The 16,538-nt window shown below is 55.4% G+C and carries 16 protein-coding genes and 2 pseudogenes; 11 read left to right on the top strand and 7 right to left on the bottom strand.

Translation table 11 applies throughout. The features are described from left to right. Positions 1 to 41 precede the first annotated feature (41 nt). Positions 42 to 2,147, top strand: a complete 2,106-nt coding sequence (gene cstA / locus RTU33_RS00355) for a pyruvate/proton symporter CstA (protein ID WP_312624536.1) — start codon at positions 42 to 44, stop codon at positions 2,145 to 2,147. A 107-nt stretch (positions 2,148 to 2,254) separates the two neighbouring features. Continuing rightward, on the top strand, positions 2,255 to 2,452 hold the full coding sequence (locus RTU33_RS00350; protein WP_097164648.1) for a YbdD/YjiX family protein: 198 nt from the start codon (positions 2,255 to 2,257) through the stop codon (positions 2,450 to 2,452). Here the strand turns inward: RTU33_RS00350 and RTU33_RS00345 are convergent. Together RTU33_RS00345 and RTU33_RS00340 are read right to left on the bottom strand one after the other, a co-directional pair. Beyond that, positions 2,453 to 2,563 (bottom strand): annotated as a pseudogene (locus RTU33_RS00345) (oxidoreductase); the annotation flags it as partial. Between the two features lie 44 nt (positions 2,564 to 2,607). Next, on the bottom strand, positions 2,608 to 3,696 hold the full coding sequence (locus tag RTU33_RS00340) for an oxidoreductase (protein ID WP_312624531.1): 1,089 nt from the start codon (positions 3,694 to 3,696) through the stop codon (positions 2,608 to 2,610). A gap of 162 nt (positions 3,697 to 3,858) precedes the next feature. Between RTU33_RS00340 and RTU33_RS00335 the strand changes: the two genes are divergently transcribed. From RTU33_RS00335 to RTU33_RS00320, 4 genes are all read left to right on the top strand, one after another. After that, positions 3,859 to 5,361, top strand: coding sequence for a sugar ABC transporter ATP-binding protein (locus RTU33_RS00335; protein WP_312624902.1), 1,503 nt, complete (start codon positions 3,859 to 3,861; stop codon positions 5,359 to 5,361). Continuing rightward, the gene (locus RTU33_RS00330; RefSeq protein ID WP_312624530.1) at positions 5,358 to 6,356 is read left to right on the top strand and encodes an ABC transporter permease; all 999 of its coding nucleotides are present in this window, start codon (positions 5,358 to 5,360) and stop codon (positions 6,354 to 6,356) included. The genes RTU33_RS00335 and RTU33_RS00330 overlap by 4 nt, the downstream gene beginning before the upstream one ends. A gap of 35 nt (positions 6,357 to 6,391) precedes the next feature. Then, a complete protein-coding gene (locus RTU33_RS00325) occupies positions 6,392 to 7,456 on the top strand; it encodes a sugar ABC transporter substrate-binding protein (RefSeq protein ID WP_312624529.1) in 1,065 nt (354 codons plus the stop codon). An 83-nt stretch (positions 7,457 to 7,539) separates the two neighbouring features. After that, positions 7,540 to 8,781: an LVIVD repeat-containing protein gene (locus RTU33_RS00320; protein WP_312624527.1), complete on the top strand. Its 1,242-nt coding sequence runs from the start codon at positions 7,540 to 7,542 to the stop codon at positions 8,779 to 8,781. A gap of 139 nt (positions 8,782 to 8,920) precedes the next feature. On the opposite strand, the gene mtnK is transcribed toward RTU33_RS00320, so the two are convergent. Beyond that, a complete protein-coding gene (gene mtnK, locus RTU33_RS00315; RefSeq protein WP_312624525.1) occupies positions 8,921 to 10,120 on the bottom strand; it encodes an S-methyl-5-thioribose kinase in 1,200 nt (399 codons plus the stop codon). A gap of 119 nt (positions 10,121 to 10,239) precedes the next feature. Here mtnK and mtnA point away from each other — a divergent pair, with 119 nt between their 5' ends. From mtnA to RTU33_RS00290, 5 genes and pseudogenes are all read left to right on the top strand, one after another. Continuing rightward, positions 10,240 to 11,262: an S-methyl-5-thioribose-1-phosphate isomerase gene (mtnA, locus tag RTU33_RS00310; RefSeq protein ID WP_312624524.1), complete on the top strand. Its 1,023-nt coding sequence runs from the start codon at positions 10,240 to 10,242 to the stop codon at positions 11,260 to 11,262. Between the two features lie 37 nt (positions 11,263 to 11,299). After that, positions 11,300 to 11,772 (top strand): annotated as a pseudogene (locus tag RTU33_RS00305) (SRPBCC family protein). Positions 11,773 to 12,068: 296 nt separating this feature from the next. Further along, complete coding sequence (locus RTU33_RS00300; RefSeq protein ID WP_312624522.1) at positions 12,069 to 12,200, top strand: ATP-binding protein; 132 nt, start codon at positions 12,069 to 12,071, stop codon at positions 12,198 to 12,200. Beyond that, positions 12,184 to 12,852: an AAA family ATPase gene (locus tag RTU33_RS00295; protein WP_312624901.1), complete on the top strand. Its 669-nt coding sequence runs from the start codon at positions 12,184 to 12,186 to the stop codon at positions 12,850 to 12,852. Before RTU33_RS00300 ends, RTU33_RS00295 begins: the two co-directional genes overlap by 17 nt. 60 nt (positions 12,853 to 12,912) lie before the next feature. After that, a complete protein-coding gene (locus RTU33_RS00290; RefSeq protein ID WP_312624520.1) occupies positions 12,913 to 13,722 on the top strand; it encodes a hypothetical protein in 810 nt (269 codons plus the stop codon). Positions 13,723 to 13,967: 245 nt separating this feature from the next. Here RTU33_RS00290 and RTU33_RS00285 read toward each other — a convergent pair whose 3' ends face one another. From RTU33_RS00285 to RTU33_RS00270, 4 genes are all read right to left on the bottom strand, one after another. After that, positions 13,968 to 14,300, bottom strand: a complete 333-nt coding sequence (locus RTU33_RS00285) for a SymE family type I addiction module toxin (RefSeq protein ID WP_409438209.1) — start codon at positions 14,298 to 14,300, stop codon at positions 13,968 to 13,970. Positions 14,301 to 14,605: 305 nt separating this feature from the next. Continuing rightward, entirely contained in the window at positions 14,606 to 15,148 is a 543-nt protein-coding gene (locus tag RTU33_RS00280) for an acireductone dioxygenase (protein WP_312624519.1), read from the bottom strand. Continuing rightward, positions 15,145 to 15,834, bottom strand: a complete 690-nt coding sequence (mtnC, locus tag RTU33_RS00275) for an acireductone synthase (RefSeq protein ID WP_312624518.1) — start codon at positions 15,832 to 15,834, stop codon at positions 15,145 to 15,147. Before mtnC ends, RTU33_RS00280 begins: the two co-directional genes overlap by 4 nt. Next, positions 15,831 to 16,445, bottom strand: a complete 615-nt coding sequence (locus RTU33_RS00270) for a methylthioribulose 1-phosphate dehydratase (RefSeq protein WP_312624517.1) — start codon at positions 16,443 to 16,445, stop codon at positions 15,831 to 15,833. The genes mtnC and RTU33_RS00270 overlap by 4 nt, the downstream gene beginning before the upstream one ends. Positions 16,446 to 16,538: the final 93 nt, after the last annotated feature.

The following is a 16,538-nucleotide window of genomic DNA, read 5'->3' as shown; positions in this document are numbered from 1 at the left end:
ACAAAATGTAACATCTTCCCCTTCACAGACGGAATCAGACCATGAATAACCCAGGGAAATACCTGATATGGGCCATTCTCTCGATCGTCGGAGCCTTTGCCCTCGGCTATATCGCCCTTAATCGCGGCGAACAAATTAACGCGCTGTGGATTGTTGTCGCGGCGGTGTGTATCTACCTCATCGCTTACCGTTTTTACGGGTTGTACATAGCAAAAAGGGTGCTTGCCGTTGATCCGACGCGCATGACGCCTGCCGTTCGCCACAACGATGGGCTGGACTACGTTCCGACCGACAAAAAAGTGCTGTTCGGTCACCATTTTGCGGCAATTGCCGGGGCCGGGCCGCTGGTGGGGCCGGTGCTGGCCGCGCAGATGGGCTACCTGCCGGGAATGATCTGGATCCTCGCAGGCGTAGTGCTGGCCGGGGCGGTACAGGACTTTATGGTGCTGTTCGTCTCAACCCGCCGCGACGGGCGTTCGCTGGGCGAGCTGGTGAAAGAGGAAATGGGCGCCACCGCAGGCGTGATTGCGCTGGTGGCGACCTTCATGATCATGGTGATCATCCTTGCGGTATTGGCGATGATCGTGGTGAAAGCCCTGACCCACAGCCCGTGGGGCACCTATACCGTGGCGTTCACCATTCCGCTGGCGATTTTCATGGGGATCTACATTCGCTACCTGCGCCCGGGCCGTATCGGCGAGGTGTCGGTGATTGGTCTGGTATTCCTGATTTTCGCCATTATTTCCGGCGGCTGGGTGGCGGCAAGCCCAACGTGGGCACCGTGGTTTGATTTCACCGGCATCCAGCTGACGTGGATGCTGGTGGGTTACGGCTTTGTGGCGGCGGTGCTGCCGGTGTGGCTACTGCTGGCTCCGCGTGATTACCTCTCTACCTTCCTGAAAATCGGCACTATCGTCGGGCTGGCGATCGGTATCCTGATCCTGCGTCCGACCCTGACCATGCCTGCTCTAACGAAGTTCGTGGATGGCACCGGCCCGGTCTGGACCGGCAGCCTGTTCCCGTTCCTGTTTATCACCATCGCCTGTGGTGCCGTATCGGGCTTCCACGCGCTGATCGCCTCCGGCACCACACCGAAAATGCTGGCTAATGAAAATCAGGCCTGCCTGATTGGCTACGGCGGGATGCTGATGGAATCCTTTGTGGCAATCATGGCGCTGGTGGCGGCCTGCATTATCGATCCTGGTGTCTATTTTGCGATGAACAGCCCGATGGCAGTGCTGGCTCCTGCCGGCACGACCGACGTGGTAGCCTCTGCGGCGCAGGTGGTCAGCAGCTGGGGCTTCGCCATTACGCCAGACACGCTGACGCAAATCGCCAGTGAAGTCGGGGAACAGTCGATCATCTCCCGCGCGGGCGGCGCACCGACGCTGGCCGTCGGGATGGCGTATATCCTGCACGGTTCGCTCGGTGGCCTGATGGATGTTTCCTTCTGGTATCACTTCGCCATTCTGTTTGAGGCGCTGTTTATCCTGACGGCGGTTGATGCAGGTACGCGCGCGGCACGCTTTATGCTGCAGGATTTAATGGGCGTCATCAGCCCGAACCTGAAACGCACCGATTCGCTTCCGGCTAACCTGCTGGCGACGGCGCTCTGCGTGCTGGCCTGGGGCTACTTCCTGCATCAGGGCGTGGTCGATCCGCTCGGCGGCATTAACACCCTCTGGCCGCTGTTCGGCATCGCTAACCAGATGCTGGCCGGTATGGCGCTGATGCTTTGCGCGGTGGTGCTGTTCAAAATGAAGCGTCAGCGTTACGCGTGGGTGGCCCTGCTGCCGACGGCGTGGCTGCTGGTTTGCACCCTGACCGCAGGCTGGCAGAAGGCGTTCAGCCCGGATGTCAAAGTTGGCTTCCTCGCCATCGCCAACAAGTTCCAGGCGATGATCGACAGCGGTAAAATTCCGGCGCAGTATACGGAGTCACAGCTTTCGCAGCTGGTCTTCAACAACCGCCTGGACGCCGGGCTGACCATCTTCTTTATGGTGGTGGTCGTAGTGCTGGCGCTTTATTCGGTGAAAACCGCGCTGGCGGCGCTCAAAGAAGAGAAACCGACGGCGAAAGAGACGCCGTATGAGCCGATGCCGGAGAACCTGGAGCAGATTGTGGCCCAGGCGAAGGGTGTGCATTAACAGGGTTGACCCTCACCCCGGCCCTCTCCCTAAGGGAGAGGGAGCAAACCATTCCCTCGCCCCTTTGGGGAGAGGGTTAGGGTGAGGGGCATTTCACAGGAGCGACTATGTTCGACACACTTTCAAAAGCCGGGAAATACCTCGGCCAGGCGGCGAAAATGATGATCGGCGTACCTGATTACGACAACTACGTGGAGCACACGCGCCTTAACCACCCGGACAAAACGCCGATGACCTATGAGGAGTTTTTCCGCGAGCGTCAGGACGCGCGCTACGGCGGTAAAGGCGGTGCGAAGTGCTGCTGATTAAGCGTTAACCCCTCCGTCGACGTCCAGACCCGTCCCCGTGATCTGCCTGGCGGCAGGGCTCGCGAGGAAGCTGCCGATATTAATGCCCTGGCCGGGATGCGCGAGTGCCGCCTGAGTAGCCATCATCAGGCCGCGAATGCTCACGACGTCAATCAAGCGCTCAGGGTTTCCACCTTTACAAACGCCGCATGCAGCGCGTCCGGCGTGACGGTAACCGGCAGAGTGTGAATGGACTCCACCGGGCGCAGCGTGTGGGCAATGACTTTATCGAGCTCCGCGCGGTTGTGAATGTCCACGTCCAGTTCGGCAAGCGTGGTTGGCAGGCTGAAGCGCTGATAAGCCTCGATCAACTGGGCCAGCACGTCATCCTGCCCAAGCAGCGCACTCTGCACCAGAATACCGTAGGCGACTTTGGTGCCGTGGAGGTATTTTTCCGTCTGCGGCAGCACCGTCAGGCCGTTATGCACCGCGTGGGCCGCCGCGACGCGGGTGTAGCGTTCGCCCAGGCCGCCGACCATCCCGCCGCCCGCAATAATCGCGTCCACCACGTCAAGAAACGCCTGGCTCAGCGTACCGTTTCGCTGGTCTGCGAGTGCGGTTTCGCTGTGTTCGAGCAGGATATCGCGGATCGCCCGTGCGCCGTTCAGACCCAGACGCACCGTCAGCGGAAGTTGCTCCGGCTGCGGAGCAAGCACCACCGCTTCGTACCACTTCGCCAGCGTGTCGCCGATCCCGGCCAGTAGATACTCCTTTGGTGCGTTGAGGATGATTTCAGGCTCGACCAGCACAAGAAAGTTGGCATCGTCGAAAATTTCAAACTGCAACGCCTGGCCTGCGTCGTTGTACCACACCGACAGCGGCGTCCACGCGGCACAGGTGGCGGCAATGGTTGGCAGTGCCACGAATGGTACATGCAGCCGACGCGCTACGGCTTTAGCGGTATCCATCACCGTGCCGCCGCCAATGCCAATCACCACCGCCGCGTTTTCACCGGCGCTTTCGGCGAGCCCGGCGACGTCCCGCTCGCTGCAATGCCCTTTGAACAGCAAATGTTTTGCGCCTTCAGCCTGAAAGGCGGCTGGAAGGAAAGGCCTGGCCCCGGCAATGGCGCGTTCGCCATAAATCCACACCGCGCGGGAAAGCTGGTCCGGGCTGAAGAAGTCATTGAGTCGCGCAAAGCTGCCGCGATGCGAAAAATAGTTGGCGGGCCCGACGACGACACGAATATCGGTGTTGCTCATTTGTTATGTCCTTGTGTATTATCGCTCTCCCGATGGTATGTCTGGACATCCGGATGGCTAATATTATTTCGCTTTATCTTATGCCTTTTCCGCCTTTGTCAGTCAAGGGCGGCTGTGGAACAGTCCACGAATCAGACGATTAACGATAAGGGTGTTCAGCGGATGGCAGTCAATCGCCTTGAGATGCGCGGCATCAGCCTGGCGTTCTCCGGTTTTAAAGCCTTAACCCAGGTGGCGTTCACGCTCACCGGCGGCTCCGTGCATGCGCTGACCGGGGCCAACGGCGCGGGGAAATCCACGCTGATGGCGGTGCTCTGCGGCACCTGGGATCGCTACGAAGGCGAAATTGTCATTAATAATCAGCCGGTGAGCATCCGTTCCCCGCGTGATGCCAAACGGTTGGGCATTCATCTGGTTCAGCAGGAAGTGGATGTGGCGCTGGTGCCTGGGCTGTCGATCGCCGAGAACATCATGCTCGATCATCTGGCGGAGCCGGGCTACCGCTTCAGCTGGCGGCAGGTGCGCCAGCAGGCGAAAGCGGCGCTGGCACAGCTGGATGTGGATCTTGACGTGAAGCGTTCCATTGACGCCTGCACGCTGGCCGAAAAGCAGCAAATTCTGCTGGCGCGGGCGCTGTCGCATCACTGCCGGTTTCTGATACTTGATGAACCTACCGCGCCGCTGGACAGCCACGAAAGCGAGCGGCTGTTTGCAGTCGTCAAACGCCTGCAGCAGCAGGGCATCGGCGTGGTGTTTATCTCCCACCGCATCCACGAATTAAAGGCCATCTGCGACACCCTGACGGTGCTGCGCGACGGGCGGCTGATTGAGAGCAGCCCGATGGCGACGCTCAGCGGGGAGCAGATAGTCGAGAAGATGCTCGGCCATGAATTGACCAATATTTTCCCGCCGCGTCGCCCGCCGCATAGCGATGAGATAGTGTTGCAGGTCGACGGCCTGCACGATGAAAAGTTGCTCCAGGCGATTTCTCTGCGACTGCGCAAAGGCGAGATTCTGGGCATTGCTGGCCTGGCAGGTGCAGGAAAAACCGAGCTCTGCAAGGCGCTGTTTGGCGCGAGCAAAAGCCGCGTTGAGCGGGGCGAACTGAATGGGCAGCCCTGGCAGCCGCGCGACCCGGCGGATTCCGTCAGCCGTGGCCTGGCGCTGGTGCCGGAAGAGCGTCGTAAAGAGGGTATTTTTATCGACGAGTCCATTGGTATGAATCTGGCGGTCGGCGCAGACAACAGCTTTTCACGCTGGAGCCTGTTTGGCCATCGTCAGGCGTGGCGCTGGGCTGAAGAAGTCATTGCCCGCGTTGGGATTCGCACCACCGGCCCGGCACAGACGCTGCGCAGGCTCTCCGGCGGCAATCAGCAAAAAGTGGCGATTGGCAAATGGCTGCGGGGGAGCGCGAACGTGCTGATTTTCGATGAGCCAACCAAAGGCGTGGACGTCAAAGCCAAAACCGATCTGTTTAACCTGATTGATGGCCTCGCCCGCGGGGGCAAAGGCGTGATTTATGCCTCCGGCGAGTTCGCCGAGCTGGTCGGCCTGTGCGACCGCATCTGCGTGCTGTGGGACGGCAAAATTGTGGCAGAAGTGGCGGGCATCGATGCCCGCGAAGAGACCTTACTTTATTACTCCACCGGAGGCGCAGCGTCGTGAGCAAGGCCCTGACAGTTAAGGCGACGGCATCGGGCCGTCAGCAGTTTTTCGATTTCCTCTACAAATGGGGCATGTTGCTGACCGTGGTGGCGCTGGTGGTGATTTTCGGCCTCGCGTCGGACAACTTCCTCGATCCGTTCAACATCATCAACATTCTGCGCTCTATCGCCATCGTGACGGTGATTGCCGTCGGCGTGTCGATTTCGCTGACCGTCGGCGGGTTCGATCTCTCGGTGGGATCGACAGCCTCTCTCGCCAACGCGCTGGTGATTTCTCTTTTCGTCTGGCACGGCTTTGGCACCACCGAAGCCATCGTGGTGACGCTGCTGCTCTGTACGCTGGTCGGGCTGTTTAACGCCTTTTTGATTGTGATTTTGCGTATTCCCGACATGTTGGCCACGCTGGCTAGCCTGTTCGTTGTGCAGGGCGTGGCGGCGACGTACAGCTTCGGCGGCTCGATTACTGAGAACATGGTGCTGCCGAGCGGCGACATGGCGGAAGGCACGATCCCGGCGGCGTTCGGCCTGCTCGGCCAGGTGCCAACCATCGTTATCATCATGCTGGTGGTGACCGTTGTGGCGCAGCTTGCGCTGTCGCTGACCACACACGGACGCAGGATGTACGCCATCGGCGGCAACCCCGAAGCCGCGCGCCTTTCCGGGCTGCGCACCACACGCTACAAGGTGGCGGCGTACGTGATTGCGTCTTTGCTCGCGGGCTTAGGTGGCGTTTTGCTGGCCTCACGCATCGGCTCATCGCAGGTGAACGCGGGCAGCGGCTACCTGATGGACGCGGTAGCGGCAGCGTGGATTGGCTTCTCGCTCGCCGGCTCCGGCAAGCCGAATGCGCTCGGCACGCTGGTGGGGGCGGTGATCCTCGGTGTGCTGTCGAACGGACTGGTGATGCTTTCGGTGCCGTATTACGCGATGGACATTATCAAAGGTCTGGTGCTGGCTGGCGCGCTGGCTCTGACCTATTTTCAGCGCCGGACATAACAACAACCAAACAACACAACATCAGGGTAAACATAATGAAAAAAATCACGCTGTCGCTTATCGCTTTGGGGTTGCTCAATTCCGTGGCCGCCTTTGCTGAAACCCCGACGCCGGTTCCGGCGGCTATCGCCAACCACAGCGGGCCGATCCGTATCGCGATTATTCGTAACCTCGGCTCGGACGACAACACCACGCAGTTTGTCTCCGGCGCGATTCAGGAAGGCAAAAAGCTCGGCTTTAAGGTCAGCACCTTCCTGAGCAACGGCGACGATGCCAGATTCCAGGACTTCGTCAACCAGGCCATCAGCCAGAAATATGACGGCATTATTCTCTCCCAGGGCCGCGATCCATACTCCACGACGCTGGTGAAAAAGGCCGTCGATGCGGGCATTAAAGTGGCGGTGTTTGATACTGCGGTGAACGGCGAGATTCCGGGTGTGACCGTGACTCAGCAGGACGACGCCTCGCTGACGGATCTCTCCTTCGGCCAGCTGGTGAAAGACTTTAACGGCAAGGCCAACATCATCAAGCTGTGGGTGGCAGGCTTCCCGCCAATGGAGCGCCGCGAAACCGCGTACAAAGCACTGCTGAAGCAGAACCCGGGTATTAAAGAACTGGAGTCCATCGGCGCGGTCTCTTCCGACGTGCAGGGCGATACCGCGAACAAAGTGGGCGCGGTGCTGGCGAAATACCCGAAAGGCAAAATTGACGCTATCTGGGGCACCTGGGATGCATTCAGCCAGGGTGCGTATAAGGCTCTGAAAGAGAACGGCCGCACCGAAATCAAACTCTACAGCATCGATGTTTCTAACCAGGATTTGCAGCTGATGCGCGAGGCCAACAGCCCGTGGAAGGTGAGCGTGGCGGTCGATCCTAAGCTGATTGGTGCCACCAACGTGCGTCTGATCGCCAATAAAATTGCCGGGGAAGCCACGCCTGCGACCTACGATTTTAAAGCGGCGGCGATTCCGCAGGCGCTGCTGGCGGCGCAGCCGGGCGCGGTGAACGTGGCGTCCTTAAGTAAAATCATTCCGGGCTGGGGGCAGACGGAAGACTTTATTGCGCCGTGGTTTGCCACGCTGGAAGCGAAATCAAAATAATGCCCGGTGGCGCTGCGCTTACCGGACCTGGGGTTTTGCAGGCCGGTTAAGGCGCAGCCGCCATCCGGCGTAGGGAATCAACAATGTCTGACTTACCTTGCCTGGACTACAGCCGCAATATGCGGCTGATTGGGCACAGCGACCAGGGCGGGCGGCCCGACGGCGTACAGCTGATGGTGCATCGTGGCTATGCGTACATCGGGCATATGGTGTCGCAGGGCTTTTCTGTGGTTGATGTGCGCGACCCCAAAAATCCTAAAGCGGTGAACTACATCGCCGCACCGCCGGGGACGTGGAACGTGCATTTGCAGTCCCACGACGATCTTCTGCTGGTGATCAACGCCCGGGATCTGTTTGCCGACGCGCGCTTCGCCGATGAAAAGGTCTATTACACCCGCTCCGTGGGTGAGACGGTCAGCGACGTACAGGACAAAGGCTGGAGCGCCGGACTGCGCGTGTTCGATATCTCCACGCCTGATAAACCCAGAGAAATTGGTTTTCTTTCGCTCAACGGCATCGGCATCCACCGTATCTGGTACGTCGGTGGGCGCTGGGCGTACGTTTCGGCGCTGATCGACGGCTTTAGCGACTATATCTTCCTGACTATCGATCTTAGCGATCCGCGCAAACCGGAAGTGGCCGGGCGCTGGTGGCTGCCGGGCATGAACCAGGCGGCGGGCGAAACGCCGGACTGGCCGGAGGGCAAACGCTACGCGCTGCATCACGCCATCATTGCGGGCGACACCGCCTACGGCAGCTGGCGCGACGGCGGATTAACGATTCTGGATGTGAAAGACCGAACGGAACCGAAGCTGATTGCCCATCGCAACTGGAGCCCGCCGTTTGGCGGCGGAACGCATACCGCGCTGCCGCTGCCTGACAGGGATCTGCTGGTGGTGCTGGACGAAGCGGTTCGGGATAATCAGGAAGACGGTGAGAAGCTTATCTGGCTGTTTGATATTCGTGAACCGTCGAACCCGGTGAGCATCGCCACTTTTCCGCAGCCGGATGAAACCGACTACGTGGCGAAGGGGGCGCATTTTGGCCCGCATAATCTACATGAAAACCGCCCTGGCAGCTTTGTCAGCCCGACGCTGATTTTCGCGACGTACCAGAACGCAGGCGTTCGCGCGTATGACATTTCCAACCCGTACCGTCCGGTGGAAACCGGCGCGCTGGTGCCCGCCGCGCCGCAGCGGATGATGGATACGCGTCCGGGCAGGCCGCAGGTGATTCAGTCCTGTGACGTGTTTGTTGATGCGCAGGGGATTATCTACAGCACGGACTACAACGGCGGGCTGTCGGTGATTGAATATCTGGGCTAGTGCCGGGTGGCGCTGCGCTTACCCGGCCTACAAGTCCCGTAGGTCTATGCAAGCGAAGCGCCGCCTGGCAATGAAATCAGTTTGTAGGCCCGGTAAGGCATTGCCGCCACCGGGCAATTAGCATAACCGGGCATCAAAGCTAGCTGTACTGCCGAACCCGCGCAATCAGCTCATCCACGCCGTCGATTTTGTCCGCCAGCACAATCAGCGCTCGGCCAAGCGTGATGGCGTGGCGCAGGCACTCGTGGCGCATGGTGTCATCTTTGATGGTGTCGATATCCGCCACGTGCGACAGCCCCACGCTTCGGCGAATCAGTTCGGTGCCGCAGAAGCCAACCGCGTCGTGACACACTTTCTTCAGGAACGCGCTGCTGTAGCCGGGGAAGGCCAGTGCGGCGTCGCGGGATTTTTCCGTTGCCAGCGCCTGGAAGCGCTCGGAGAAGGTGTTCCACAGCTCCTGAATATCGACCAGACGCTGCTCGCGCCCGGCGGCGGCATCGCGGATACCGAGCTGGCCCGGCAGGCCGCAGTAGTTCAGCAGCAGGTTGCCAATTGCCGTGCCGACGTCAAAGCCAATCGGGCCAAAATAACCAAACTCGGCGTCGATCGCCTTCAGGCTGCCGTCGGCGACGAAAATAGATCCGCTGTGGATGTCGCCGTGCAGCAGCGCTTCAGCCTGAGAGAAGAAGCGGTGTTTGAGCGAGGCGACCGCCAGTTTAAGCGCCACGTCGTCGCGCAGCGCGGCAACGTCGGCTTCAAGTTCAGCCGGGTAGTTATTGCGCTCATGCACCTGATACGGGTCGTTGAAGAACAGATCTTCGGTGATCTCGCACATTTCCGGGTTGATGAAGTTCGCCACCTGCGCCTTCTTCTGGTGAGGATGCAGGTAAAAATCGCTGGTGTGGAACAGGGTTTGCGCGAGGTAAACGCCGAGCTGCGTGGCGGCCTGCGGGTAATAGATGCCCTGAATCAGCTCGCCGCGCCAGATGCGGTGATCGGACAGATCTTCCATCACCATCACCGCCAGCTCCGGGTCGAAATGATGGATGTTGACCGTGTGCTCCGGCGCATGTTTGTAATGCTCAACCAGCGTCTGCGCTTCGAGCCGCGCGCGGTCAAGGGTCAGCGGCCAGGACTCGCCGACGCAGCGCACGTAGGGCAGCGCCTGCTTAACGATAATCCGGCTTACGCCCTGGGTATCGAAGATTTTAAACACCAGGTTGAGGTTGCCGTCGCCGACCTCCTGCGCGGATACCAGCTCTGACGGATTGTCCAGGCCGCCAAACTGCTGCGCATAAGCAACGGCATCCTGAGCGGTGAAGGTGTGGTAGTGCGACATTGCCTCGTTCCTCATGTTCTTATAATCAGATAGCCAGAAATAAAGCCATTCAGACGTCTATACATCCGGAATTCATCCTGACACAATGTGCTACAACAACGCAACAGGGATTTAACGCTATGCAGACATTACAGACCACCAGCCTGCGGGTACGCGATAACCAGCTGTTCATTCTCGACCAGCAGGCGCTGCCGCAGCAGTCGAACTGGCTGGACGCCAGCAGCGTAGAGGCGCTGGTTGGCCACATTCATGCCCTGCGCGTGCGCGGTGCGCCGCTGATTGGCCTTTCCGCCAGCCTGCTGCTGGCGCTGCTCGCGGAGCGTGGGCTTAACCGCGATGAACTGCTCACCGCACTGGAAACTCTGCGCGCCTCGCGCCCGACGGCAGTAAACCTGATGAATAATCTCGACCGCATGAAGCTCGCTCTGGCGCATGAAGATTTTGTTCCGGCGCTGGTGGCTGAAGCGCTGCGGCTGATTGAGGAAGATAAGCAGCTTTGCGAGCGTATTGCGCAGGCGGGAAGCGCGCTCGTCAAACCGGGTAGCCGGTTGCTGACGCACTGCAACACCGGCGGCCTGGCAACGGCGGGTGTCGGCACTGCGCTCGGCGTGATTAACTTCGCGTATCAGCAGGGTAACGTGGTGAACGTCTGGGTGGATGAAACGCGTCCGCTGTTGCAGGGCGGGCGACTCACTGCCTGGGAGCTCGGCGAACTCGGCGTGCCGTATCAGCTGATTACCGATTCGATGGCCGCCAGCCTGATGGCGAAAGGGCAGGTCGACGCCGTGTGGGTGGGGGCAGATCGCATTGCCGCCAACGGCGATGTGGCGAACAAAATCGGCACCTACTCGCTGGCGGTGCTGGCGAAGTTTCACGGCATTCCGTTCTACGTTGCTGCGCCGCAGACGACGCTCGACCCGCATTGCCCGAACGGGGACGCGATCCCGATTGAACAACGTGCCGCCGCCGAAGTCACCGGTGTGGCAGGGAGCTTTGGTGCCGTGCAGTGGGCCCCGAAAGAGGCAAAAGTTTACAACCCTGCATTCGACGTGACGCCTGCTGCACTCATCAGCGGCTGGGTGCTCGACACGGGCGTTGTGACGCCAGAAGAGGTTGCCGCGGGGAGATTTGTCGGAGTCTGACTCTCTTTAAGGGGAGCCCCTCAAAGAGGACAAAACCGTGACTCAGAACCCGAATACCGACCTGAAGCTGGAACGCGTGGTGGATGCACCGCGCGATTTACTGTGGATCTGCTGGACCACGCCAGAGCACATCAAACGCTTCTTTATTCCCGCTCCCCACATGGTGACCGAATGCGAGATTGACCTGCGCGTGGGCGGGCGATTCAACACCGTGTTTGACGTTGATGGCCACGAGATGCGCAACCAGGGTGTGTTTCTGGAAATCGATCCCGGTCGCAAGCTGGTCTTTACCGACGGCTACACTAAAGGCTGGAAGCCCGCCGAAGACCCCTTTATGACCGCCATTCTGCTACTGGAAGATGCTGGTGAAGGCAAGACAAGATACACCGCAATAGCCCGGCATGCCACCGCAGAAAAAGAAAACAGCATGAACAGATGGGCTTCCATGAAGGCTGGGGAATTGTGCTGGATCAGCTGGTTGAGTATGTGAAGGGGGAGGTGCTGAAGTGAGATCTTTTTTTTGCCCATTTAGATATTCCTAATTCGATACAATATTTAACGTAAGGCAATGTATTAATTTATTTGATCTTTAAACTTGAATGCAAAAATAATATAATTGGTGAAATCAAATGGCTAAGGTTGTTAGAGTAAAATAAATGTATCATATAATAAGGTGTTAGTTATATGAAAAATAACGGAAGTTGGAAAGCAATGTAAATATGGAATAGCTAAATGCTGTCAGAGGAAAATATGTCTACATATAAAAAATAGAAGTTAAGATAAAAGATGTTAAGGCTATAAATGAATTGTCGTTGGCTATAGACTTTAAACCAAGGCTTGTCTGTCTTGTCGGTGGTAATGGTTCGGGGAAATCTACAATTCTTAACGCAATTTCTCAGCTAATAGATCAATCCAACGTAAATAAAATTTTTTTTTGATGAAAAAAGAGCTACATCATCACTTTCTATTAAATTAGGACGTGATGAATGTACATGGGCTCAAAGTTCTGGAAAATGGAGTGAAAGTGGTGATCTGGCAGAGATAAAAGGATTTCATGAGCCAGGTATTATTTATGGCAGCCGATTTATAAATTCATCGCTGCACGTAATAAATAATTACTGCTCGCACTATGTTTCTTTCTCAGAAAAAGATCTGTCTGATGCTCCTGATTTTGTTTTTAAGAATCTTGGCAAGATTCTCAAGGGAAATGAAAATTACTATAAAGGGCTAAAGACGATTACTAAGGCTGATTTAAATCGACAGGCTAAAGCAATACAAAAAGAGCCTGAAAACTTTCTAATAAGGACAGAACGTCCATTCCTTCTAAAGAAGGATAGTGGTTTTATAACTCAATACAAAATGAGTTCTGGCGAGTATCTTTTGTTGAAAATACTTGACTATATATATTATAGAATAACTTATGCATCGGATAAAAATAATAATAAAGAACCGTTTCTGATAATTATTGATGAGGTGGAAATTGCGTTGCACCCATCATCTCAGAAGAGATTTATCCAATTTTGTAATAAAGTATCCAGAGAGCATGGGATCTGTATAATATTCTCTACACATAGCAGAGATATTATATAAAATTTAAGGCAAGATCAGATATTTTTATTGGAATCTCATTTGAGTAGTGGCAAGGTTAGTGTGACAACACCATGTTATCCACATTATGCAATTAGGGGGATATATGAATCATCAGGATACGATTATATTGTTTGTGTTGAAGATGAACTTGCAAAGAAAATAGTTACCGAAACCATAAGAAAAAATGGGTTATCTAAAAATAAACTTGTGAATGTATCTGCGCTTGGTGGATGGAGAGAGGTTCTGAGTTTTACTCATGAATTTAAGATTAATGGACTGTTCAATAACACTAAAATGGTAATAGTGCTTGATGGAGATATGGAGGCTCAATTTCATAAGGAAAATGGTTCCCCGTGTAGAGGTTGCAATTACCACAATTTCATAAAAGATAATGAAATTCAAGTCAAAGAATGTGGTTTGAACATACCTAAACTCGATTGCCATTTAGTGAAGGATAGCTATCCTTACTATCAAGATGTTATTTTTCTTCCTATTTCAAGTTTAGAGAAAGAAGTTAGGAATAAAATGGTAATTAATACTGATTATGACTTTATATCCTCTCTTGAAAATCTAAATTACTTTAATAACTCATCTATTTCTGAGCTTATATCTCAATATGAAGCTAAAGCAAATGACTACTTTTTATCAGAAAAATTTAGAAATAAAAACATTCCATCGTCCCTGAATTCGTATGATACAGATGGGAAGATATTGTGGAAGTTATTGACTAGTAACATGAGAGATAGCGTTAGTATTAACGATTTGGTTTCTTTTCTTTGTGAAGTTTTCCCTGGTAGCGAAGAAAGATTAACAGATAGTTGGGGGCTTTTTGAGCGGCAGCTGGAAATTTTACTACAGAAATCACTTTAGTCGAATTAAAAGCGCATTTTGCACTTAATTCCTTACTGTGAGTCAAAACATCTCATATTATGATGGCCCTATATTCTAGGGCCCTTACTGTATAAACTTATTTTCTGCTAATTCCCAATTTGAATTGACCTAATTTACCTGAGCATCATAATATTTTGTTGAAAAATGACGCTTGCTTTTCGCTAAAGTAAATATTGGGGTTATCCCCTAAAATCTCCCGGCCTCAAACCGGGAGCAGTTCAACATCACAGCTCGCGGGTGTTTTGCGGAGTGATAACGATACAGTCCGGCATCACGCGGATTTTGATTGGCATTCCGTCCAGAAATCCGGCTTTCGTCAGCCATTCTCCTGACAGGGGAATATACTGATGGCGGATCCGGGAATGCAGCTCGCAGCAGGCGGCGCTGGTCTCCGGGGTATCGGCTCTGGGGTGGATCGTTGCGGCGTCGGTACTTTTTCCGTGCAGGCGACGGGCGTTCTTTTTGTGCGTTACCTCGGGAAAACGAGCATTCGTTTCTGATTCCGGAAGATCTGTTTGGGCCACGGTGGGATCTGGCATACACTTCTGCTCAGCCATAAATAACTCCTCAGTCAGTTGTTTGTGGTTAGCGGCGTAAAGGTGTTCGAGCACCTTTGCGCTGCGTCTTCTTAAATGCTTTTCTTTTACTTCTCTTCTTTTACTTCTCTTGTTCGAACTTTACTTATTGCGCACGTGGCTATTATATCTCGCTGGATATAAATACAGGGGGAATAGTTGAGGGCAACGTCGTGAAATGCGAGGGCGCTCCAGAGAAAAATGTAGGGAATGTAACGAGTGCAGAAATGGCTGAACGAGGGCTGTAAAAAAAACCTCTCCGTCTTCACAAAGAGGCTTTCCTGTATTTAACTCAACTTCGGATATCCACCCGCAATATCACTCCCGGTAAATTGAGCTACCCAACCTTCGGGATTGTCGAAAATACGAATAGCGGTGAAGTTCGGCTCTGAGCCCATATCAAACCAGTGTGGGGTGCCTGCGGGAACGGAGATCAGATCGTTTTTCTCGCACAGCACCTGGAACACTTCGTTACCGATATGCAAGCAGAACAGCCCGGCGCCTTCAACAAAGAAGCGCACTTCGTCTTCGCCGTGGGTGTGTTCGTTGAGGAATTTTTCGCGCAGAGTGTCCTTCTGCGGGTTGTCGGCACGCAGGCTGATAACGTCCCAGCTCTGGTAGCCTTTTTCCTGCACCAGCTTGTCGATAGCGTGCTGGTAAGCGTTGATGACCGTTTCGGCAGTCGGGTTTTCACCCAAATCCCGGTCGGCTTGCCAGCGCTCGAAACGCACGCCTTTGCCGTTCAGCTGCTGCTGAATTTCGTGGCCGTCGGTGCTGTGCCAGGTCGGGCGGCTGGCGTCAGAATCAGAGAAAATAGTCAGGGCGCTCATGAGGGGATCTGCTCCAGGTCAATGTCGTCGAATCGGGAAACCTGCGGGTGATGGCTGGCGGCATCATCGTCGCCACGAATTAACTGCACGGTGCGGAATCCGGCCTCGCGGGCGGCGTCCAGCTCCTGATGTATATCGCTTAAAAACAGAATGTGTCCGGCAGGCTGCCTGAGCTGTTCTGCAATGTTCCGGTAAGACCGCACTTCGCGCTTGGCGCCGACGTGCGTGTCAAAATAGCCGCTGAACAGATGAGTAATATCACCTTCGTCGCTGTAGCCAAATAACAGTTTTTGCGCCGCCACCGAGCCGGAGGAATAAACATAAAGATCAATGCCCTGGGCTTTCCATTTTTCCAGCGTTGGCAGCACGTCCGGGTAGAGGTGGCCGGTGAAGTCGCCGTTCACATAGCCGTCGCGCCAGATCAGGCCCTGCAACGCCTTCAGCGCCGTCGACTTTTTGTCTTCGTCCATAAAGCGGAATAGGGTGTCGATAAGTTCCTGCGTGCCGGCCTGCGGCTGGTCGATTTCTTCCCGCAGATCGCTCAGGATGGATTTCACAGGATCCGAATCCTGCTGCGTAGTCACAAACGCCGCCAGGCGCTCGCGCGCGTAGGGGAACAGTACGTTGTGGACGAAGCGAATATCGCTGGTGGTGCCTTCAATGTCGGTCACTATGGCGCGGATCATGGTTTCTCCAGTTGGCGCAGGCGCAGTTCGCATTCAAACAAAAATTCCAGCCCTTCGAGATGACGGCGCGCTTCGGCGACGTCGCGACCCCAGCAGGTCAGGCCGTGGCCGCGCAGCAGGAAGCCGTAGCTGAGTGGGCGTTCGCTGGCGTAGTGTTCGATGCGGCGGGCAAGGGCGTCGATGTCCTGGTCGTTATCAAATACGGGAACAGCCACGCTGTCGAGATGGCTGCTCTGACCGCGCAGCGATTTTTGCATTTCGTAGCCGTGCAGCACTAATTCAGCCGATTTTTCAATGCGTGAGAGAACGGTCGCGTTGACGGTATGAACGTGCAAAACCGCCCCGGCTTCCGGGAACAAACGATAAATCAGGGTATGCAGGCCGGTTTCTGCGGAGGGTTTGCGGCCTGAAGGTGCCTGATTAGTGGCGATCTCGACCTGCAAAAAGTCGGCTTCCGTGAGCGAGCCTTTGTCTTTGCCGGATTCGCTGAGCCAGCAGGTTCGTGCATCTTCCCGCACGGACATATTCCCACCGGTAGCGGGTGCCCAGCCTTTGCGTCCAATCCAGTGGCAGGTTTCAACGAGGGCGCTAATTGGCCGATTTTCAGTCATTTTACCGTTCTCCGCAGGCGGGAATATTCATATCGTTTAGACGTCTAAGCGTCTTGATTGCCAAATACTAACATCGTGTTATAGTGGCAGCAA

The sequence above is a fragment of the Scandinavium sp. genome (assembly GCF_032012665.1).
Taxonomy (GTDB): Bacteria; Pseudomonadota; Gammaproteobacteria; order Enterobacterales; family Enterobacteriaceae; genus Scandinavium.
The sequence above is the reverse complement of the archived record's forward strand: the minus strand, read 5'-3'. Positions and strand labels throughout refer to the sequence as shown.

Bases quoted from the DNA above. Each gene is read 5' to 3' on its own strand.
- cstA (WP_312624536.1), top strand. From the start codon at position 42: ATGAATAACCCAGGGAAATACCTGATATGGGCCATTCTCTCGATCGTC.
- RTU33_RS00350 (WP_097164648.1), top strand. From the start codon at position 2,255: ATGTTCGACACACTTTCAAAAGCCGGGAAATACCTCGGCCAGGCGGCG.
- RTU33_RS00340 (WP_312624531.1), bottom strand. From the start codon at position 3,696: ATGAGCAACACCGATATTCGTGTCGTCGTCGGGCCCGCCAACTATTTT.
- RTU33_RS00335 (WP_312624902.1), top strand. From the start codon at position 3,859: ATGGCAGTCAATCGCCTTGAGATGCGCGGCATCAGCCTGGCGTTCTCC.
- RTU33_RS00325 (WP_312624529.1), top strand. From the start codon at position 6,392: ATGAAAAAAATCACGCTGTCGCTTATCGCTTTGGGGTTGCTCAATTCC.
- RTU33_RS00320 (WP_312624527.1), top strand. From the start codon at position 7,540: ATGTCTGACTTACCTTGCCTGGACTACAGCCGCAATATGCGGCTGATT.
- mtnK (WP_312624525.1), bottom strand. From the start codon at position 10,120: ATGTCGCACTACCACACCTTCACCGCTCAGGATGCCGTTGCTTATGCG.
- mtnA (WP_312624524.1), top strand. From the start codon at position 10,240: ATGCAGACATTACAGACCACCAGCCTGCGGGTACGCGATAACCAGCTG.
- RTU33_RS00285 (WP_409438209.1), bottom strand. From the start codon at position 14,300: ATGGCTGAGCAGAAGTGTATGCCAGATCCCACCGTGGCCCAAACAGAT.
- RTU33_RS00280 (WP_312624519.1), bottom strand. From the start codon at position 15,148: ATGAGCGCCCTGACTATTTTCTCTGATTCTGACGCCAGCCGCCCGACC.
- mtnC (WP_312624518.1), bottom strand. From the start codon at position 15,834: ATGATCCGCGCCATAGTGACCGACATTGAAGGCACCACCAGCGATATT.
- RTU33_RS00270 (WP_312624517.1), bottom strand. From the start codon at position 16,445: ATGACTGAAAATCGGCCAATTAGCGCCCTCGTTGAAACCTGCCACTGG.